The sequence below is a fragment of the uncultured Brachyspira sp. genome, assembly GCF_944390845.1.
GTDB classification, from domain to species: Bacteria; Spirochaetota; Brachyspiria; order Brachyspirales; family Brachyspiraceae; genus Brachyspira; species Brachyspira pulli.
In genome coordinates this window covers 48,664-68,877 of the sequence record NZ_CALXRM010000009.1, presented here as the reverse complement: position 1 = coordinate 68,877, position 20,214 = coordinate 48,664, and the positions used below count along the sequence as shown (strand labels likewise).

17 protein-coding genes are annotated in these 20,214 nt (G+C 27.1%); 8 read left to right on the top strand and 9 right to left on the bottom strand.

Features of this window, described 5'->3' with window-relative positions:
• Window positions 1–54 precede the first annotated feature (54 nt).
• The 3 genes from Q0K52_RS03310 to ychF form a co-directional block, all read right to left on the bottom strand.
• The gene (locus Q0K52_RS03310; protein WP_297296433.1) at window positions 55–453 is read right to left on the bottom strand and encodes a hypothetical protein; all 399 of its coding nucleotides are present in this window, start codon (window positions 451–453) and stop codon (window positions 55–57) included.
• A 20-nt stretch (window positions 454–473) separates the two neighbouring features.
• Window positions 474–1,721: a chloride channel protein gene (locus tag Q0K52_RS03305; protein ID WP_297296431.1), complete on the bottom strand. Its 1,248-nt coding sequence runs from the start codon at window positions 1,719–1,721 to the stop codon at window positions 474–476.
• A gap of 66 nt (window positions 1,722–1,787) precedes the next feature.
• A complete protein-coding gene (gene ychF, locus Q0K52_RS03300) occupies window positions 1,788–2,888 on the bottom strand; it encodes a redox-regulated ATPase YchF (RefSeq protein ID WP_297296428.1) in 1,101 nt (366 codons plus the stop codon).
• A gap of 366 nt (window positions 2,889–3,254) precedes the next feature.
• On the opposite strand from ychF, the gene Q0K52_RS03295 reads away from it, so the two are divergent.
• From Q0K52_RS03295 to Q0K52_RS03265, 7 genes are all read left to right on the top strand, one after another.
• On the top strand, window positions 3,255–4,238 hold the full coding sequence (locus Q0K52_RS03295; RefSeq protein ID WP_297296426.1) for an aromatic ring-hydroxylating dioxygenase subunit alpha: 984 nt from the start codon (window positions 3,255–3,257) through the stop codon (window positions 4,236–4,238).
• Window positions 4,239–4,294: 56 nt separating this feature from the next.
• Entirely contained in the window at window positions 4,295–4,672 is a 378-nt protein-coding gene (locus Q0K52_RS03290) for an STAS domain-containing protein (RefSeq protein ID WP_297296424.1), read from the top strand.
• Window positions 4,673–4,714: 42 nt separating this feature from the next.
• Window positions 4,715–5,728 (top strand): hypothetical protein, encoded by a 1,014-nt coding sequence (locus tag Q0K52_RS03285; protein WP_297296422.1) that lies wholly within the window; start codon window positions 4,715–4,717, stop codon window positions 5,726–5,728.
• A gap of 28 nt (window positions 5,729–5,756) precedes the next feature.
• Window positions 5,757–6,692, top strand: coding sequence for a bifunctional riboflavin kinase/FAD synthetase (locus Q0K52_RS03280; protein ID WP_297296420.1), 936 nt, complete (start codon window positions 5,757–5,759; stop codon window positions 6,690–6,692).
• Complete coding sequence (gene rpsO / locus Q0K52_RS03275) at window positions 6,659–6,928, top strand: 30S ribosomal protein S15 (protein ID WP_297296418.1); 270 nt, start codon at window positions 6,659–6,661, stop codon at window positions 6,926–6,928. Before Q0K52_RS03280 ends, rpsO begins: the two co-directional genes overlap by 34 nt.
• 78 nt (window positions 6,929–7,006) lie before the next feature.
• On the top strand, window positions 7,007–9,148 hold the full coding sequence (gene pnp, locus Q0K52_RS03270; protein WP_297296416.1) for a polyribonucleotide nucleotidyltransferase: 2,142 nt from the start codon (window positions 7,007–7,009) through the stop codon (window positions 9,146–9,148).
• A 273-nt stretch (window positions 9,149–9,421) separates the two neighbouring features.
• Window positions 9,422–10,855, top strand: a complete 1,434-nt coding sequence (locus Q0K52_RS03265) for an SMI1/KNR4 family protein (protein WP_297296413.1) — start codon at window positions 9,422–9,424, stop codon at window positions 10,853–10,855.
• Between the two features lie 294 nt (window positions 10,856–11,149).
• Here Q0K52_RS03265 and Q0K52_RS03260 read toward each other — a convergent pair whose 3' ends face one another.
• The 3 genes from Q0K52_RS03260 to Q0K52_RS03250 form a co-directional block, all read right to left on the bottom strand.
• Window positions 11,150–11,629, bottom strand: a complete 480-nt coding sequence (locus Q0K52_RS03260) for a hypothetical protein (protein WP_297296411.1) — start codon at window positions 11,627–11,629, stop codon at window positions 11,150–11,152.
• Between the two features lie 378 nt (window positions 11,630–12,007).
• The gene (locus Q0K52_RS03255) at window positions 12,008–13,612 is read right to left on the bottom strand and encodes a peptide ABC transporter substrate-binding protein (RefSeq protein ID WP_297296409.1); all 1,605 of its coding nucleotides are present in this window, start codon (window positions 13,610–13,612) and stop codon (window positions 12,008–12,010) included.
• Between the two features lie 304 nt (window positions 13,613–13,916).
• Complete coding sequence (locus Q0K52_RS03250; RefSeq protein WP_297296407.1) at window positions 13,917–14,477, bottom strand: RNA 2'-phosphotransferase; 561 nt, start codon at window positions 14,475–14,477, stop codon at window positions 13,917–13,919.
• A 178-nt stretch (window positions 14,478–14,655) separates the two neighbouring features.
• Here Q0K52_RS03250 and Q0K52_RS03245 point away from each other — a divergent pair, with 178 nt between their 5' ends.
• Window positions 14,656–15,372: a gamma-glutamyl-gamma-aminobutyrate hydrolase family protein gene (locus Q0K52_RS03245; RefSeq protein ID WP_297296405.1), complete on the top strand. Its 717-nt coding sequence runs from the start codon at window positions 14,656–14,658 to the stop codon at window positions 15,370–15,372.
• Between the two features lie 819 nt (window positions 15,373–16,191).
• On the opposite strand, the gene Q0K52_RS03240 is transcribed toward Q0K52_RS03245, so the two are convergent.
• From Q0K52_RS03240 to Q0K52_RS03230, 3 genes are all read right to left on the bottom strand, one after another.
• Complete coding sequence (locus Q0K52_RS03240) at window positions 16,192–19,287, bottom strand: DEAD/DEAH box helicase (protein WP_297296403.1); 3,096 nt, start codon at window positions 19,285–19,287, stop codon at window positions 16,192–16,194.
• Between the two features lie 164 nt (window positions 19,288–19,451).
• Window positions 19,452–19,607 carry a hypothetical protein gene (locus Q0K52_RS03235; protein ID WP_297296401.1) on the bottom strand — a complete coding sequence of 52 codons (156 nt, stop codon included), beginning with the start codon at window positions 19,605–19,607 and terminating at the stop codon, window positions 19,452–19,454.
• 265 nt (window positions 19,608–19,872) lie between these two features.
• The gene (locus tag Q0K52_RS03230) at window positions 19,873–20,109 is read right to left on the bottom strand and encodes a hypothetical protein (RefSeq protein WP_297296398.1); all 237 of its coding nucleotides are present in this window, start codon (window positions 20,107–20,109) and stop codon (window positions 19,873–19,875) included.
• Window positions 20,110–20,214 lie beyond the last annotated feature (105 nt).

Below are 20,214 nucleotides of genomic sequence, written 5' to 3'. Positions count from 1 at the left end.
AAAAGTTGAAAAACAATTAGAAATTATATATAATTTAGCACAAAAGGAGCTTTTTTAGTTATCTAGGACAGCCCCTTTATTTATATCATCATTATAAAGTTTAACGAATAAAAAACTCATAATTTCTAAAGAAGTACCTATACCCTGATAAGAATTAGTTTGTCTGTCTTTTATTTCTTCCTCAAACAAAAAAACAAGCAAATCTTCAAATGATTTTTTATTCATTAATTCGTTTCTATTTTTATGATAAAGTATAGATAAAACTAATTTTAATCTTTCAATATAATTTTTATCTTTTGTATATTCTGACTCATTATCTTTTTTATATACAAATATATTAACTTTCTCTTGAAATTTTTCTTTATCATCATTTTCTAAACAATTTAATAATTCTTCAAAAATATTATAATATTCTTTTAAATAATCATTAAATAATTCTTGATAAAGTTCCATAACATCTCCAAAATAATATATCAATCTTGGTCGTATATTGAAGTTACTCCTAATACTTTAGCAACCATATATGATATTATAGCGACTATAACAAGTGCTGAGAAATTAGAAATAGAATTTGATATTTCTAGTATTAATATACATACCATTATAGGAGTTCTTGTAATACCAGACATTAATGAAGTAATTCCAAGAAGTATAAATAAATCACCGTATACAGCATAATCAGGAAAATATTTTATAAGGAATATATCATATAAAGAACCTATTGATGCTCCCAATATAAAAGTTGGAAAGAATATTCCGCCTACTGCTCCAGAAGTAGCACATACAGAAGTATAAAATAATTTCATAAATATCAATATAAAAAGCATAGAAACTGAAAATTTATCTTTTACTATACTTCCTATTAGTAAATCACCGCTTCCAAGTACATAAGGAAAGAACATTATCATAAATCCGGCAAGAAGGAATGCAGGCACTGGACGAAATATATCATTTTTAATTTTCTGATACATCTTAGAAAAGAAATTCATAAGAAAATTTAACATCGATGCAAGTATTCCGCATATTATACCAAAAGGAAGTAAAGATATATAATGTCTTACTTCAAGTATTTTAGGCAAATTAAAATTAAGTATAAAACCTTGACCTACAATATGCTCAATTACAAGTATTGAAGCTATAGAAGAAAATACAATACATACAAAAACTATATGATTCTTATGCTCTCCAAGTTCTTCAAAAGAAAATGCTATACCAGTAAAAGGAGCACTAAAAGTAGCAGTCATTCCGGCACAGGCACCGGAAACAAGTAAATATCTTCTATATTTTGCTAGTTTAGAAAAATATTTATGAAAAAATAGTCCTACAAGCATACCAACATGCATTGAAGGGCCTGCTCTTCCAAGAGAAATACCGCTTGCAAATGATATCATACTTCCGAAAAGTTTGAATAAAATTTCAAAGAATATATTTTTAGGTTCATGCAGCGATATATAATATTTTATTTGAGGAACTCCGGCACCTCTTATTTGAGGATATTGAGTAAGTATATAACCTATAAGACAGCCCATACTTATAAGAAATACAAAAAGAATTATAGGATAATACCATTTTTCAAATATAAAATTCGATACATAAAAAACGTTAACGCTTAATTTATAAAGTATTATTCTATATATTGAAACTATAAAACCTACAACAGCTCCAATACATGCTGACAATGCAAAAAGCTTTACATATTTAATTTCAAAATTTATCTTCATAATTTAAAAAATATTTATAAATTTATAATTTATAACAATTATATATTGATTGATAATATATTAATATCAAACATTGAATCTGAAAGTTACAACGTCACCTTCTTGCATTAAATACTGTTTTCCTTCAAGCCTTATAGCACCAGCTTCTTTAGCTTTTACAAAACTTCCAAGCTCTAAAAGTTTATCGCAATTTATAACTTCAGCACTAATAAAGCCTCTTTCAAAATCACTGTGTATAACACCAGCAGCCTCTGGAGCATAAGCACCTTCTCTAACTGTCCAAGCTCTTGTTTCGTCTTCTCCGGAAGTTAGGAATGTTAAAAGTTTTAATAATCTATGTCCTGCTTTTGTAAGTCTTGCTACACCTGATTCTTTTACTCCTAAATCAGCCAAATAGCTCAATCTTTCTTCTTCATCTAAATCCTGTAAATCAGCCTCTATTTTTGCACTGAAAGGTATTAATTCAACATTTTTTTCTTTAGCATAATTTTGTAATGTTACATAATTAGGATTTTTTTCCGGATTAGCAAGTTCATTTTCTGATAAATTAGCACCTATCATCATGCTTTTTGATGTTAATAAGAATAAAGGTTTTAATATTTCTTTTTCTGTATCTGTTAAATCTAAACTAAATATTGGTTTAAAATTATTTAATTCTGGAAGTATTTTCTCAAGCAAAGTTACTTCTTCTTCAGCAGCTTTTACTTTAGCACCTTTAGCAATCTTTTTTTGTCTTTCCATTCTAGCATTAACTGTTTCAATATCAGCTAGCATAAGTTCTGTCAATATAATATCCAAATCTCTTAAAGGATCAACATCGCCTATATGAGTAATATTTCCATCTTCAAATACTCTTACAACATGCAAAACCGCATTAACTTCTCTAATATGAGAAAGGAATTTATTTCCAAGTCCCTCACCTTTTGAAGCACCTTTTACAAGTCCTGCAATATCTACAAATGTAGTTGTATTATAAACTTTCTTTTTTGATTTGAAAAGTGCTGCTAATTTATCAACTCTTTCGTCTTTTATTATAGCAGTGGCTTCGTTTTTATCTATAGTACAAAACGGGTAATTAGCCGCCTCAGCATGAGCATTAGTTAAAGCATTAAAAAGTGTTGATTTTCCTACATTAGGAAGTCCTACTATTCCTATAGATAAAGCCATATTTATTTCCTTAAATTATTTATTTTATTTCTGACAAAATTATCAGATTTTAGAATAATTTGTTTATTAGTTATTCATAAAAATAAAAACAAATTATTTTTGGAAATATTATATATTAATAATTGATTATTAACAAGCATATTAAAAGTTATAATAAAAAATATTTGAATTTATTATCTATTTTCAAAAAATATTTATATAAATTATTAATTAAAATAAATCAGCTTATAATTTTCTATATTTCTTCTATAGTTAATAGAGTATTTTCGTTTACAATATTAAAATATTTTTTGTAAATCATCTTATAAAATGTTTATTTATTAAAATAACAATATATAATTAATATATAAAAATTGGGATACAACTATGATATATAATATGTGGTATGCTGTACTAGATTCAAAAGAAGTAAAGAAAAATAAACCTTTTTTTGCTAAAAGATTAAATAAAAATCTAGTATTTTGGAGAGATTCAAATAACAATATATGCTGTATAGATGATAAATGCTGTCATAGAGGTGCTTCTTTATCTCATGGTAAAATATGCGGTAATAATGTAGCATGCCCATTTCATGGATTTCAATTTGATAAAACAGGAAAAACAGTAATGATTCCTGCTAATGGAAAAAATACTGAAGTTAATAAAAATTTCTTTGTTGAAGGTTATGAAGTTAAAGAATTATACGGATTTATATGGTTATGGTATGGAGATAAAGATAAAATAAATGACAGAATAATGTTTCCTGATGATTTGAAAGATAAAAAATTCTCATACTCTACAATAAAAGATGAATGGCATAATCATTATACAAGATGCATAGAAAATCAGCTTGATGTAGTTCATGTTGCATTCGTTCATTATAATACCATAGGTAAAGGAAATAAAACAGTAGTTAATGGCCCTTTAGTAGAATTAGATGAAGAAAATAATATATTGAAGTTTTATGTAAATAATGTAATTGATAAAGGCCAAAAAGCTTTAAGTGCATCTGAAATGAAAAAAGAAGATTTTAAATACTTTTTATATTTTTATTTTCCAAACACATGGCAAAATTATATATTTGAAAAGATGCGTGTATTTGGAGTATTTGCTCCTGTTGATGATGAAAATACAGTTATATATATGAGGTTTTATCAAAAAGTAATGAATATCCCTTTTATAAAAAATATAATAAACTTCATAGGAAAAAAATATTCGGCTGTAGTATTAAAACAAGATAAAGATGTTGTAAAAACACAAAGCAGTAAAGAATCTTATTTGGGTATGAAAGAAGAAAAATTGATAGCCGGTGATAAGCCTATAATCATTTATAGAAGCACTAGGGATAAATTAAAAAAAATAAATGATTAAAATAAAATTAGAAAAAATTCATTGACTAAAAATTAAAAATTTGTTAAAGTATACCTATGATAGGGATTTCATTAGATATTAGCTACTCATTAAAAGATAATTCAGTTATTATTATATCTTTATATAATAATATATATGATGAGCATTTACCTCAAATTAAAGATATATTCTCAGAGTTCTTAGTAAAAAACATTAATAATGTCATTTTAGATCTATCCAAATGCCTCTTTATAGAAAAAGAAGTATGGGATTACTTTATAGAACTAAAAAAAGAGCTTTCACATAAAAAAGGTGAGTTAATAATATCAGGAATGTATGGCGTTGTAAAAAATGATTATAATTTAATGGAATTGTCTAACTATATAGAATCTTTTAACGATATTAATAATGCATATTATAATTTTGGTATATTAGTAGATATTAAATCAGCTTAATTCTATTTTATACTTACTTTTTATTGTTGTAGATATGAGATTATGAAAGTTTTAAAAAATTTAATCACTCTAGCAGCATTCTTTATGGCTTTTTTTGTTATATATTTCACAATTTACTTTTTTAAAGTAATTGATACTAATAATATATATAATATATATCAAAATATAAATTTTAATTTAATTAAAAACTTAATGGAACACTATTTCTTCGCTATTGTTATAGTGGCAGCAACTTCAGCTATGATAGTAATAGGTTCTTTAAATAAATTCACTGGAAACATCTCAATATTAATAACAATTATAGTATTAGCTGTTTTTGTAACATTATATCCTGCATACACAGTATTTTTTAATAAAAATATAGATTATTTAAGAAATGAATTAAGCGATAAAAGTTCATTATTTGTAGATGAAAACGGACAATATTTCACAAAAGTGGATAATTATTTAATAAGAGTTGGCTATAAATTACTAGATAACACTTATAAAAATGTCATATTTATAGATAGTTCATCTTCCGGAAAATTATATTTTAGTGATTATATATACTTTACAGACAAAGAAATATCACTTCATGAAGTAACAGAAATTTACGGAACAAGCAAAACTAAAAAAACATCTACAGTATTCCAAAGAAGTTCTTTTGGAAACTATATAACTACATTTGCAACAGATATTATATTTGGATTTGAAGTATTCCATATCATAACAGCATTATTAAAAATAATAACTTTAAGTAATATACCTTTTTATGCTATAATATTAATATTTATTAATTGCGTTCTTTTATTCTTTTCTTTTTATATGTTGGGATTATCATTGTATTCAAGACAGTATATATATCATAATATATTAAATGCTTTTGTGCTATATGGTGTTATTAAAGTATTATTTGCTATATCAATAGAACATTATAATTTACTAGAAGTTATTGTACGTAATGTAAATTATTGGACTATGAATTTATATCTATTTTTAATATCAATAATCGTTATAACAATATCATTCATATTGAAAAAAGTACTTAATAATGATAAAAAACAGTTAATAGAATAAATTAAGGGTATGGATAAATAGCACAAAAATGAATCAAATTATAAATGATTTCTCTAAATTAAATTTAAAAAAAGATAGTATTGTAACAATAGGAAAATTTGATAGTGTTCATAAAGGACATCAAAAATTAATCAAATATACAGTAGACTATGCTCAAAAACACAATCTATTATCTATAGCAGTAGTTATAAAAAAGAAGAATGTATCCATCTACACCATAGAAGAAAATACAGCTTTCATAAAGGCTCTTGGCATTAATTATATAATAGTTATTGACTTTTTACCAGAATTTTATACAATGGAAGCTAAGGAGTTCTTTAACAAATTAATAGAGTACTATCGTATGAAACATATTGCGGTAGGCACTGATTTCGCCTTTGGAAAGGATAGAATGGGAGATTCAGAATTCTTAAAGAAATATTCTAAAGAATGCGGTATTGGAGTAAGTTTTATCAAGTTTCTAAATTATAAAGGAAATAAAATATCCAGCTCTTATATACGTGATGAACTTTCAAATGGCAATATGGTCAGTGTAAATAAGATGCTAGGTAGAGAATATGCTATGAGCGGCTTAGTCGTTCATGGTAATGCTTTGGGCAGAAAGATAGGCTACCCTACTGCCAATTTAGAAGTTCAAAAAAATATTTTCATACCAAAAATGGGGGTATACAGTTCCACTGTAAAAATAGGAAATGGAGATAATGTATATCAAGCTTTAACATTTATAGGCATCAGTAATATCAATAAAGAACTTAGAGTAGAAAGCCATATATTAGATTTTTCAAAAATGATTTATGGCAAAAAAATTACTATTGTTCTGCTCAAATATATAAGAGATAACATAAAAGTTAATTCTATAGATGAAGTTAAAAAATTATTAGAAAATGATGAAAAAAAGATAAGAAAATATTTCAAAAGGAGAACAAAACAATGTCTATCACTGCAGACGAAAAAGCAAAAATAATCAAAGAGTTTGGTAAAAATGAAAAGGACACAGGTTCTACTGAAGTACAAGTAGCACTTTTAACTAATCGTATAACTTACTTAAAAGGTCACTTTCAAACTCATACTAAAGACAATCACTCTAGAATGGGTCTATTAAAAATGGTTGCTAAAAGAAGAAAACTTCTTAACTATTTAAGAAAAACTAACATAGAAGCTTACAAAAACCTTATACAAAGATTAAAATTAAGAAAATAATTTTTTGTACGTTTTAGAGTTTAGTAATTGCAATACCCTCCCGGTGTGCGTGTGTTTTCGGCTATAAAGGAGTAGAATATGGTCACAGTTAAGAGTGTTTTTTGCGGAGAGGAATTAATTTTAGAAACAGGGCTTCTAGCTAAACAGGCTCATGGTTCCGTAACTTTAAGGTTAGGGAATACTACTATATTAGCAACTGTTGTAGCAGCTAAAGAACCTAATTTAGAATCTGATTTCTTCCCTCTAACAGTCAATTATAATGAGAAATATTATGCAGGTGGTAAAATACCAGGCGGTTTCTTCAAAAGAGAAGCTAAACCTAGAGATAAAGAAATACTTATATCACGTATTATAGACAGACCTTTAAGACCTCTATTCCCAGAAGGTTTTAGAAATGAAGTACAAATCATTCCTACTGTTCTTTCAGTAGATACTGATATGCCTACTGATGCTTTAGCTTTAATAGCATCAAGTGCTGCTCTTACAATTTCTTGGATACCTTTTGGAGGTCCTGTAGCAGCTGTTAGAATAGGATATAAAAACGGCGAATATATTATCAATCCTAAAAACAGCGAACTTGCTGCTAGCGATTTAGATATTATTGTTGCTGGAAGTAAAGATGCTATATTGATGATTGAAGGTGAAGCTAGAGAAGTTTCTGAAGAAGTATTCATCGGTGCTATAGAGTTAGCTCATAAAGAAATGCAGAAATATATTGATATGCAAAATGAAATGGCTGCTCTTTGCGGTACTCAAAAAATCGAACAAGAATTATTTGAATATGATTCTGAATTGGTAAAAATGGTTACTGAATACGGAAGAGAAAAAATAGAAGCTGCTAATTATAATCCTGATAAAACTAAAAGAAATGAAAGTATGGACAATGCTTTCAATGAAATAGAAGAATATATCAAAACTAAAATAGAAGATGAGAAATTAATAGCTCAAGTTAAAGGTATATGTCATGCTATAGAAGAAGAAATAGTTAGAGAAGCTATAGTAGAAAAATCTATGCGTCCTGACGGCAGAGCTTTAGATGAAATAAGACCTATAAGCACTATGATAAATTTAATACCTAGAGTACATGGTTCTGCTCTATTTACTCGCGGTCAAACTCAATGTTTATCTATAGTTACATTAGGAAGCGAAAAAGATGCTCAGTTAATGGACGATATATACGGAAAAGAGAATAAAACTTTCATGCTTCACTACAACTTCCCTCCTTTCTCTGTTGGAGAAGTTGGACGTTATGGCGCTCCTGGAAGAAGAGAAATTGGTCATGGTAATTTAGCAGAACGTTCTTTTAATGCTGTATTGCCAAGCAAAGAAAAATTCCCTTATACTATAAGAGTTGTTGCTGAAATATTAGAAAGTAATGGTTCTTCATCTATGGCTACAATATGTGCTTCTACAATGTCATTATTAGCTTCTGGAGTACCTCTTAACGCTAGTGTAGCTGGTATAGCTATGGGACTTGCTACTTACAAAGACGGATACAAAATACTTACAGATATACAAGGTGTTGAGGACCATTTAGGAGATATGGACTTTAAAGTTGCTGGTACTAGAAAAGGTATCACTGCTTTCCAGCTCGATATTAAACTTACTGGTATATCTACTCAAATATTAAAAGAAGCTTTAGAACAAGCTAAGAAAGCAAGATATTTTATACTTGATATAATAGATTCTACAATATCAAATGCTGGTGAAGTTTCTGATTTTGCTCCTAAATATAAAACTATGGAAGTTAATCCAGAAAAAATTAGAATATTAATAGGTCCTGGCGGTAAAAATATCAAAGCCATAATAGAAGAAACTGGCAGTGATGTAGAAATACAAGACAGCGGCGTAGTTAATATATTTGCTCCTGACGGTCCTACACTAGATAAAACAGTACAGCTTATCAATTCTTATGTTAAAGATCCTGAAGTTGGCGAAGTTTATGACGGTGTAGTTAAAGACATTAAAGATTTTGGAGCTTTTGTAGAAATATTACCAGGTATTGAAGGACTTTGCCACATTTCTGAATTAGCTTATAAACATGTTCTAAATGTTGAAGAAGTATTAAAAATTGGTGATGAGATAAAAGTAAAAATCATAGACATAAAAGGCGGAAAATATTCTTTAAGCAGAAAAGCTTTACTTGAAAAACCAGCCGATTATGTTGAAGAAGAACATAATAAAAAAGAAAAAAAACATGACAGAAAGAAAAGATTTTAATAATTAAATCTTTATATATAAAAGGCTATCATAAAATAATATGATGGCCTTTTTTATTATATAAAAATAAAATATATCCGTATAATTTTTTTAGCTTATATTCATTAATAAAATGTAATCTCTTAATATATAAAAATTAATATGGTTAGTCAAAAAATAAAAAATAATTTATAAACTTATTGAATCTAATAAATTTAAATTAAAAAATGATTATTTTATGAATAATATATACTATAATAAAACAATATTTATTTATCATAAAGTATTTACTTTATGATAAAAAAACATATAATTACTGCTATGAAAAGAGAAGAATTAAACAGCCAAAGAAAAGAAAATATTTTTAACCTTTTAAAAAAATGTCATCAGACAGATAAGCATTATGAGCAATTTGCTTCTAAAACTCATAAATACAAATTAAATCCTCCAATAGATAAAAATAAAGTTATAGAATTAGAAAAACAATATGGATTCAAACTTCCAGAGGAGTATTTTTGGTTTATAACAGAAGTTGGAAACAGCGGAGCTTGTCATGGATATGGCATGGATAAATTTGAAGATATAAATCTTGATTACCTAAAATATGACAATAAAATTAATATAATGAAAGAGTATTGTCAAAAAGTAAGCGAAGGATATGATATATCACCAGATTCAAAAAATGAAGTTACAAATTACGGCATATTAAAATTTGGTACATTAGGTTATTCATATATTATAGGATTAATAGTAACTGGAGAAAACAAAGGAAAAGTTATTTATTATGATATGGACTTCAATGAGGAACCATCTATTACTTGTGATGATAACTTCGTAAATTATTATGAGAATTGGCTTTTAGAAACTTCTCTTGATTATAAAATGGGTACTTTTGGTATAAGATTAAGATTTGAAATTGATGACTTAATCAAATACTACAATGATATATTAAATAATAAAGAAATAAAAGACAGCAGAATAAATAAAAAAACTATTATAACAACTATTTTCAAATATAAATCATTAGATGAAAAACATTTAAATGAAATTTATAATTTATACAATTTAGAAAAAGATGAAAATTATAAATTACAATTAGTTATAATATTAGATAATCATCAATACAAAAAGATAGAAAAAAATATAAGAGATGCATTTAGAAATAAAGATATTATTGATTTATATATCAGCAGATTATTTTTTAAAGTGTACACTGGATATGATTTATATACAAAACATTTTAAATATGAAATAATTAATTGGATTGATGAAATAAAATTAGCACTAGATTATTATAAAGAATTAATGCTCCATAAAGACATTGATAAAGATAATAATTTTGCTTATGTTCTAAATATGGCTATTCATTTATATAAGCACAATTTAATAGATTTTGATGAGTTTAAAGTATTCATAGATAAAAGAAATAAATCTACTCTATATCATTTATCATTTTTAGATTTAGAATTTGATCACATGTATGATATATATATGGAAGAATTTATTAATGCATGCAGAAATAAAGATGAAGATAAAATAAGAAATACAACAGTATATTTGGAAAATATTCTAAAAAATAAAAATAATAATAAATATAAAAAATCTATAGTATCTTGTATCACAAATGAATATAATAAGTTATTAGAATATTATGAAAGTACTGATTTAAAAAATGAACATATTTTTGACTTTATAAAAAATGGGTTAGAAAGAATATTTCAATATTAATATATACCTAAACAACTATATTTTGTCAAAAATAAATTTATATTTTTATTTTGATATCTGGGGCTTTGCCCACCGCTCTGCGTGCTTACGCAACACCCCAGTTATTTTACCGAGTAGGTACCTTTCGGTATTGGTATAAAAGAACCTTATATCCTCGATAAACTCGGATACGCTTCGCGAACAACTGCATTTTTTGACAAACTATAGTTGTTTAGGTATATACTGAAATTAATATAAATAAAATGGAGAGGAATTACCCTCCCCATAAATACAGAAGAAAATAAAAAAGTTTTATTATTTGCTGAAAGTTACACTTCCGCTATCGCCTTTACCTTCTGGTACAGTAATAGTTACTTTACAATTAACAGTTTCTTTATCTTTAGTAAAGTTATATTTAATAGTTGCATTATGATAAACTCTAGTAGGATATGAACCTGAATCATCTACAATTTCTTCAACAAAAAATACTGGAACTTCATAATCATAAGACTGTTTTTCAGAAGTTAAATCCCAAGGAACAAGAACATTGTTTCTGTACTCTTGATTTCCTGTACTGCTGTCATATTTGGAAGTACTTATTTTACTTAATGATAACAATACTCCTGTGGCATCTGAAGCAATATTAAAATATACTTCTCCGTCTGAACTAACAGACATAGTTGATGAACCGCTTTTGTATGTACCTATTAAATTTGTTGTTCTTACTTTTGAACAAGCTGTTGAGAATAAAGCTAAAGCTGTTAAAACTAAAGCTATTTGTAAAATTTTTTTCATTTGTTTTACTCCTATTGTTTTTTTATTAATAAAAAGTTATATCTCGAGCTATAACCAATTATTTGATAAATTAATTTTCTTGAATGCAATACAAAAAGATATACTGCTTTATATGATAAATATCTATTTATAAAAAATAAAGAACTAACAAATAAATTATTGTTAGTTACTGTAGACTGTAGACTGTAGACTGTAGACTGTAGACTGTAGACTGTAGACTGTAGACTGTAGACTGTAGACTGTAGACTTGCCTTTAATATAAGAAATTGCTTTTAATATCATAGTAAACAAATTATACATTATACAATTAAAATGTCAATTAAATTTATATATAAATAATTAAAATATAGAATATTATTGGTAACTATATAATACGTTCTATTCTATATAAGAATTTCTAAAATCATATATAGAAAAAATATCATATTTCACACCATGAAGTTTTTTACTCTGCATAACGGTAGCCTTATCATAATATATAGGTATAATAGCCATATCTTCTTGTATGAGTATGCGTTCTGCATCATAAGCTGCTTTTATTCTTATATCTTCATTGGCATTGGTCATAGCTATATCAACTAAATAATCATAAACTTCATTAGTATATCCGCCGTCATTACCTAAACCATCAAGCTGAAAAAGTCTTAAATAACCTGTGGCCTGATTATAAGCAACACTTGTACCAGCTTTAATCATCTGAAAACTTCCATCTTTTATTGACTGTAAATAAGTTGTAGGTTCTTCGTATCTTAATTTCAAATCTATACCAAAATTATTTTTATACATACTTTGAATAGCTTCTGCCACAAATAATGAAGAAGGATTAGTTGTTGTAATTAGTTCTATTATAGGAAATTTCTTTATATCTCTGTATCCTGCCTGAGCAAGTAATTTTTTAGCTTCTTCAACATTTTTTTGATAATCACTTTCTTTAAGAGAAAAATATTCAGGAGCATTATCTCTAAAATTATTAGTACCATTCTTTACATTAATAGGAACAAAACCATTAGCAGCTACTCTGCCCCCACCTAGAACATTACTTACTATATAATTTCTGTCTATACCAAGTGCTAATGCTTTTCTTACTAAAGGGTTAGTAAAAGGTCTTCTTTTCAAATTAACCATATAATAAGCAATAGATGTTATGTCAACTTCTCTGCCTATACCCTGCTCTATTAAAGAAGCTCTTTCATTTTCTGGTGCCTCTGGATAAAATAATATACTATCTGCATAAATACCAGCAACTGCAGTATTAACATCTTCTAAAAATTCAAAAGTTATTTTTTCAGCCTTAACATTATCTTTATCCCAATAATAAGGATTTTTCTCCATTACTATTTTCACCGCCTCATCATATTCAGTCATTATATAAGGGCCATTTCCTATATAATGATCTTTACTCAATGCCCAATCCTCACCATAAGTTCCTATAATATCCTCTCTTACAGGTGAAGCAATATCACTAGCCATGGCTTCTTCAAAATATGGTAATGGTATATCTAGTTCTATTTTTAAAGTATGATCATCTAAAGCATAAACTCCAAGTTCTTCTAAATTCTTTTCACCTTTCATTATACTTTGAGCATTCTTTATTATATCAAATCCCAAAGAAAAAGGAGATGCGACTTCAGGATCAATCAATCTTCTTAAAGTATATACAAAATCATTAGCAGTTAAATCTCTTCCGTCTGACCATTTAGCATTTTCTCTTAAATGAAATATATAAACTGTATTATTACTCATAGATTCCCAGCTTTCAGCAAGTGCCGGAATTATAGTACCTTTTTCATCTCTTTGAGTGAGAGTTTCAAATGCATGTGTTATGTAAACTGCTGTATTAATACCTTTAGCAAATGCCGGGTCTAAACTGCTTGGCATTCCTCCAACTGATACTACTATGCCGTCATTAGAGGATTTAATATTAGAGCATGATAAGAAAAATATATTTGCAATTAAAATTATTATAAAAATTACTTTCTTCATTATATTATTCTCTTTAATTTAATTTTCTAAATATGATAACTAAATATATAATTATGTCAACTATATTATGTTAATTAAAAAAATAGTGCACACGGTAAATAAATTAAAAAATATAAATGCATTAATTTTCTTTTTAAATACATAAATTAATAAAAATAAATCGTGCGTAGAAAAAATTTTTAAACTTAATAATCACTTGGGCGGGTGCTGAAATTTCTCATTAAACTTAAAAAATAAATAAAATTTTATTATCCAAATAAAACTATAAAATATAAAGGGCGGGGTATGTATAAAGACTTATTATTTAAATTATATCAATAATATATTTAGAATCTACATAATCGCACAGCCACACTTTATTTTCAGACAAATAGAATTTAATACCATCTTCATACATTTGTTTAGAATTAATTTTTATAATGGCAGGTTTACCATGACGCTCACCTACTTTTTTGGCTATATCCTCTGTTAATGATAAATGTACATGAAGTCTATTCATTTTCTTTATGCCTTCCTGTTTTATACTATCTATATTATCAATTGAAGTTCCATGAAATAATATCTCAGGAGGTTCTTTTTCTTCAAATCCTAAATCTACATCGATGCTATGTCCTTGATTCGCCCTTATTAATGTATGATTTTCATTAAAGCTAAATCTTTTTTTATCATTGTATAAAACTACCCTTTCAAGTATATCTTTATTTATATTTCTACCAGTAGCCTTTATTTTTTCAATCAATTCATGAACATTTGCCCAACCGTCTTTTGATAATGTAAGTCCTATATTTTCAGGTTTATGTCTTAATACTAAACTAACAAATTTACTTATTTTAACTTCTTCTTTACTTAATTTATCATCTTTCATATTTATTGCCTTTATGAATTTATATAAAAATAACGCTATTTATAAATTATGTCAACTATATTATGTTAATTAAATACTATAATAAGTTATATAAATACATAAATAATGTTATTAGGTATTGTAAAAAAATCACTTTAAATATAATATAACTAAAAATCAATTATGAGGAAAAAGTTTTATGAGCATTATAGGAATATCAGGAAATCTATTATACGAAAACAATTCAATACCTAAAGCATTTGTAAACCGTTCTTATGTAGATTCTGTTATAAGAGCAAGCGGAACACCTTTTATAATGCCTATAACAGATGATGAAAGAACCATAAAAAGCATGGTTGAAAAGGTAGATGGTGTTCTAATGACAGGAGGAGTTGATGTCCACCCTTTCAGATTCGGAGAAGAACCTATAACAAAAATAGGAACTATTTCAGATGAAAGAGATGAATTTGACTTTACTGTTATGAAATATGCCTGTGAAATGAATAAACCAATATTTGGAATATGCAGAGGAATACAAGTTATCAATGTACATTTCGGCGGAACACTAATACAGGATATACCAACACAAAGAAATACAAATATACTACATAGTCAAACTGCAGAATTATATGTTCCTGCGCATAAAATTCAAATAGTAAAAGACAGCATCATTTATGATATGTTCGGCGATACTGCTGAAGTAAACAGCTTCCACCATCAGGCTATAGATAAAGTATCAAAAGATTTCAGAGTAACAGCAACTTCAAAAGACGGAATAGTTGAAGCTATAGAATATAAGAAAAAATACTCTTTTATCTTAGGCGTACAATGGCACCCTGAATTAATGAGTTCTAAAAATATAAAGATGCAAAATCTTTTTGATATGTTTGTAGAAGTTTGTAAATCAAGAAAATAATTATTAAACAATAAATATAAAATAAAAGACTTTTTTATTATGCTTTAATATTTAGGCAGTAAAAAAAGTCTTTTTTATTATAACTTATATTTCAATATTTAAGTTTATATATACTAAAAAATTTTTAACTTTGTCAATTTTTTGTTGTTCTTTTTCCCACCGCATACGCTCTGCGGACTTCGTCAAAGAACCAAAAAGTGCAAATATAAAATTAGTATTAAATCATACTAATTATGTTTTACATGTAAGATAAATTACTAAATTTAAATCAAAATGCAGCCTTTCGCAAAGCGTATCCGAGCCTGTCGAGGATATAGCTTCTTTGTGGCAATACCACAGGCACTCCTTTCAGTCGCAAAAGAAGTGGGGTTTGGGGCAAAGCCCCAAATATAAAACCAAAACATAAATTTATTTTTGACAAAGTATATTTGTTTAGGTATATACTGAAAATTTTTAAGTTTGTCATTTTTTTATTGTTCTTTTTCCCGCCGCATACGCTCTGCGGACTTCGTCAAAGAACCAAAAAGTGCAAGGATAGAATTAGTACTAAATCATACTAATTTTGTCTTACATGTAAGATAATTTTTAAATTAAAGCCTATATGTAGCCTTTCGCGAAGCGTATCCGAGCTTGTCGAGAATATAGCTTCTTTGTGGCATACCTAAAGGTACTCCCTTCGGTCGCAAAAGAAGTGGGGTGCTTGCGAAGCACACAAAGTGGTGGGCAAAGCCCGGCAAATATTTTAAATTAAAAAAATTATTTTGACAAAATATAGTTATTTATGTATATACTATTAGGTATAGTATACAAATATAAATTTTAATTAATAAGATTCTTTACTTCGTCCCAGCTTAATTTATTAATATCACCCATAGAATCGCCTACAACGGTATCAATCAATACACGCTTCTTATTTTGAAGTTCTAATATCTTTTCCTCTATAGTTCCTCTTGTAATAAGCTTATAATTAGTTACAACGCGTTTCTGACCTATTCTGTAGGCTCTGTCAGTAGCTTGATCTTCAACAGCAGGATTCCACCATAAATCATAATGCATTACTGTATCAGCTTGTGTTAAAGTAAGTCCTGTACCAGCAGCTTTTAAACTAAGTAAGAATATAGGCACTTCTCCGGCATTGAATCTATGAACTAAATCCATTCTATCCTTTGTAGCACCGTCCAAATAGAAATAATCTATACCTAACTTTTTGAAAGCTCCTCGCATAAGATTAAGCATTCTTGTAAATGAACTAAATACTAATACGCTATGTCCGCCTGCAATAGCTTCTTTAATCATCTCTATGAACATATTAAATTTACCGCTTGTATGGCTTTCTCCTCTCAAATCATCATGCATTAATCTTGGGTGACAGCATACTTGTCTTAATCTTGTTAATGCTGAAAATATTTCTATATGTGATTGAGCAAAACCTTTACGCTTAACTGTTTCAAATATTTCTATTCTTGCAGCTTCAAGTATAGACATATAAAGTTCTTTCTGATCTTTTGTTAAATCGCAATAACTTACAACCGTATGTTTTGGAGGCAAATCTTTAAGAACATCAGTTTTTAATCTTCTTAATATAAAAGGTGCTATTCTAGTTTTTAAATTATCTAAAGCCTCGCTTGAACTATCCAAACCAGCAAGTATAGGAGCCTCATAATCTTCAACAAAATCTTTATGCTTACCCAAGAAACCAGGCATAAGAAAATCAAACATTGACCACATCTCACTTATACTATTTTCTATAGGAGTACCGCTTAATGCAAGTCTTTTTAACGATTTTAAACTTTTTACCATTTTTGCATTTTGAGTATTGGCATTCTTTATATGCTGTGCCTCATCAAGTATTAAATAATTAAATTCATTTTCGCTTAATGCTTTAACATCTCTTCTTAATGTTGAATAAGATATCACTGCCACATCATAATTGCTTACTGCTCTGATTTTTTTCATTCTAGTTTTTAAATTACCAGATAAAACTATTACTTCAAGAGAAGGAGCAAATTTCTTAATCTCACATTCCCAGTTAGCAACGCATGAAGTAGGAGCAACAACTAATGATGTAAGTTTTGAACCATTTTCTTTTTCTTTTAATATAGTAGCTATAGTCTGAAAACTCTTTCCAAGTCCCATATCATCGGCAAGTATTCCATTCAATGACATATCAGCTAACTTTCTAAGCCATTTATAACCTACTAATTGATAGCTTCTGAAATCCCCTACAATAGTTTTTGGAGGAGTTTCATCATAATCCACCTTTTTTATATTAGCTATTGTATCCATAGCATTATCATCTAAATCTAACTCTATACCGCTATGCTTCTCCAACATATCAGCAAAATAAGGAGCACTGAACATAGGAAGTAAATATCTATTATTCTCTTTCTGTTCTATAGGATTTTCTTTAAACATCTTAGCTATATAATCAATTACTTCCAAATCTATAGGCACAAAAGAACCATTCTGAAGTCTTATATATTCTTTATTCTCAACTTTTACTGCTTTTACAATATCTGATAAATCATGTATTTCTTTAACGCCTTCAAAAGAAAAATTAATCTCAAAGAAGTTAATATCTTTAGTTAAAGAAACTCTCATTTTTAAAGGCTTAACATTTAATTTTAATGATTTGAAAGATTCACTATAATAACAAGTCCAACCTCTGTCCTGAAGTGCCGGAAGTATTTTATAGCATAAATAAAATATTTTCTCATCATCATCAGTTGCAAAAGTATAATCACCTACTTTCTCCAAATATTTTGATAATGTTCTGCAGAAATATTCTTCCTTTTCAGTATCTCTGTAAATCTCTGTAACTTCATTATCAAACATATTACTGCTGGTAAACTTTCCGGAATAAGGATCTACTGTAAAAGAACCATATTTAAACTTAATAGTTGAAAATACATTAGTTCCGTCATAATCTAAAAATACCAATGCCTGAGCAGGAAATGCTAATATATCATTGTCTCTAATATCTTCAGGAAGTTCTATATTATCAAAATCTTTTTTAAGATTAGGAAGTACTCTTGAACAGAAATCTTTTATATAATCTTTTTTTACTACTATACTGTCTTTAAAAATATTCTTCTTTATCTTTGGATATGAAGGATTTGTTTCATAAAATATATCTTTATAAAGTACAAAATCACAATTCTCACCGAATGTATAAACTCTATTTAAATCAACATCTTTAATATTCAAATTAAGTACTAAATCTTTTTGTTCATTATAATAGCTTTCCAATTGTAAATTTAGTACATCATCACTGAAAGTTATAACTCTGCTTTCAAGCCTTATATTATGAATATCTTTTAATAATATCAAACATTGATAAGCATTATAATCTTTAAACCATAATTTACCATTTTCTTGTATATGTCTAGCCTCAGCATATAAATTATTTAAAAATCTTATTAATTTTGCTTCAGCCTTACTGAAATCTTCAAGTTCTATTTTATATTCACTGTCTTCTATATTTTGCTTATCTCCAATAACGCATGAAAATAAAAAGTTCTCAAGCTCGCCTACTCTTAATTCTTTTTTATTTTCTATATCTATCAATTTTAAAGAAAGACCTAGAGTTCTCTCATTGTTATTATCACCCCTTACAGATAATAATACAGACAAACCATAATATTCCCTATAAAGATTATCCCTATAATTATCCATTAATGGGGATCTTGTATAATATAGCCAATCCTTTCTTGAAGGATCTATTATTTCTACAGATTCCTCTTTTTTGTTTCTATCTATTCTTTTATTATCACTTTCTGTAATAACTACACTATTAGCTATAGTTTTTATAGATGCTTTCGCTAATTCATCATTTTCCTTAGCAGTAGCATTAAGATTTAAAAAAGGATTATCATTTTCTTTAATTTTCTTTTTAGAGTTACCCCTAGTATTCATTCCCATAACCTTACTATATTTATACACATTATTTTAATGGCTTTTATAATAATAGAATTATCAAAAAAGTCAATATTATTAATGTATAAATAAACATGATTTTTTATAATATGTAAAAAACAATAGTTTTTATTATATTATGATAACTGAATTATGTTAATTGATTAAGAAAAAATATTTAAATACACTGTATATTTTTTATTTGATTTAAAAAATTCTTTAGAATCATTATAACCCTGCTCTATTCTTTTGGCAGCATTTTTTGGAGAGAAATCTAAAGCACATCTTACAAAATTGCCTAAATTCTTTGAAGGATACATTTCATAAATATTTACATTATATTTCTTTTTAACAGGCTTCTTATAATCTAAATGTACAACTATAATATCTGTACAATTCTCATAACTATAAAGAGGCTCTATAGTAGAATCATCAGTATAACATCCGTCAATATAATAATTATAATCAATTTTTTATGCTGGAAATACAGCTAATAATGCAGAAGTAGCAAGAAGTATTTTTTTTATTATTTCATTAGAATTGCCATTTCATTTAAAATATTGAGCTTCAACAAAAAAAGGTTTTCTATACTTTGAACATAAAAAAATGATAATCTGATATAAGATTTAAATCGATATATTTATCTATAATTTCTATTAATCTGTATCTTGAAAATATTCCGAAAAGAAATGATTTATAAATATTAAAATCTTTAGCAGTTAAAATTTTCTCTTTCCAAACTTTTTCATATATACTATAATTATTCATAGCCAAAAGATAGGCACTAAAATCACCAACAGAATTATCAGAAATAGAACTCACTTTATCATATAACCGATTCTATTAGATACTTCCATACCCCTATATAATAAACTCCTCTGCTTCAAACGCCGCCTAATACAAGACCAAGTTTTTTAATAAATAAAA

What these genes read in the sequence shown, in the direction of transcription:
- Q0K52_RS03310 (WP_297296433.1), bottom strand. Translation starts at nt 453, where the DNA reads ATGGAACTTTATCAAGAATTATTTAATGATTATTTAAAAGAATATTAT.
- Q0K52_RS03305 (WP_297296431.1), bottom strand. Translation starts at nt 1,721, where the DNA reads ATGAAGATAAATTTTGAAATTAAATATGTAAAGCTTTTTGCATTGTCA.
- ychF (WP_297296428.1), bottom strand. Translation starts at nt 2,888, where the DNA reads ATGGCTTTATCTATAGGAATAGTAGGACTTCCTAATGTAGGAAAATCA.
- Q0K52_RS03295 (WP_297296426.1), top strand. Translation starts at nt 3,255, where the DNA reads ATGATATATAATATGTGGTATGCTGTACTAGATTCAAAAGAAGTAAAG.
- Q0K52_RS03290 (WP_297296424.1), top strand. Translation starts at nt 4,295, where the DNA reads ATGATAGGGATTTCATTAGATATTAGCTACTCATTAAAAGATAATTCA.
- Q0K52_RS03285 (WP_297296422.1), top strand. Translation starts at nt 4,715, where the DNA reads ATGAAAGTTTTAAAAAATTTAATCACTCTAGCAGCATTCTTTATGGCT.
- Q0K52_RS03280 (WP_297296420.1), top strand. Translation starts at nt 5,757, where the DNA reads ATGAATCAAATTATAAATGATTTCTCTAAATTAAATTTAAAAAAAGAT.
- rpsO (WP_297296418.1), top strand. Translation starts at nt 6,659, where the DNA reads ATGTCTATCACTGCAGACGAAAAAGCAAAAATAATCAAAGAGTTTGGT.
- pnp (WP_297296416.1), top strand. Translation starts at nt 7,007, where the DNA reads ATGGTCACAGTTAAGAGTGTTTTTTGCGGAGAGGAATTAATTTTAGAA.
- Q0K52_RS03265 (WP_297296413.1), top strand. Translation starts at nt 9,422, where the DNA reads ATGATAAAAAAACATATAATTACTGCTATGAAAAGAGAAGAATTAAAC.
- Q0K52_RS03260 (WP_297296411.1), bottom strand. Translation starts at nt 11,629, where the DNA reads ATGAAAAAAATTTTACAAATAGCTTTAGTTTTAACAGCTTTAGCTTTA.
- Q0K52_RS03255 (WP_297296409.1), bottom strand. Translation starts at nt 13,612, where the DNA reads ATGAAGAAAGTAATTTTTATAATAATTTTAATTGCAAATATATTTTTC.
- Q0K52_RS03250 (WP_297296407.1), bottom strand. Translation starts at nt 14,477, where the DNA reads ATGAAAGATGATAAATTAAGTAAAGAAGAAGTTAAAATAAGTAAATTT.
- Q0K52_RS03245 (WP_297296405.1), top strand. Translation starts at nt 14,656, where the DNA reads ATGAGCATTATAGGAATATCAGGAAATCTATTATACGAAAACAATTCA.
- Q0K52_RS03240 (WP_297296403.1), bottom strand. Translation starts at nt 19,287, where the DNA reads ATGAATACTAGGGGTAACTCTAAAAAGAAAATTAAAGAAAATGATAAT.
- Q0K52_RS03235 (WP_297296401.1), bottom strand. Translation starts at nt 19,607, where the DNA reads ATGTATCCTTCAAAGAATTTAGGCAATTTTGTAAGATGTGCTTTAGAT.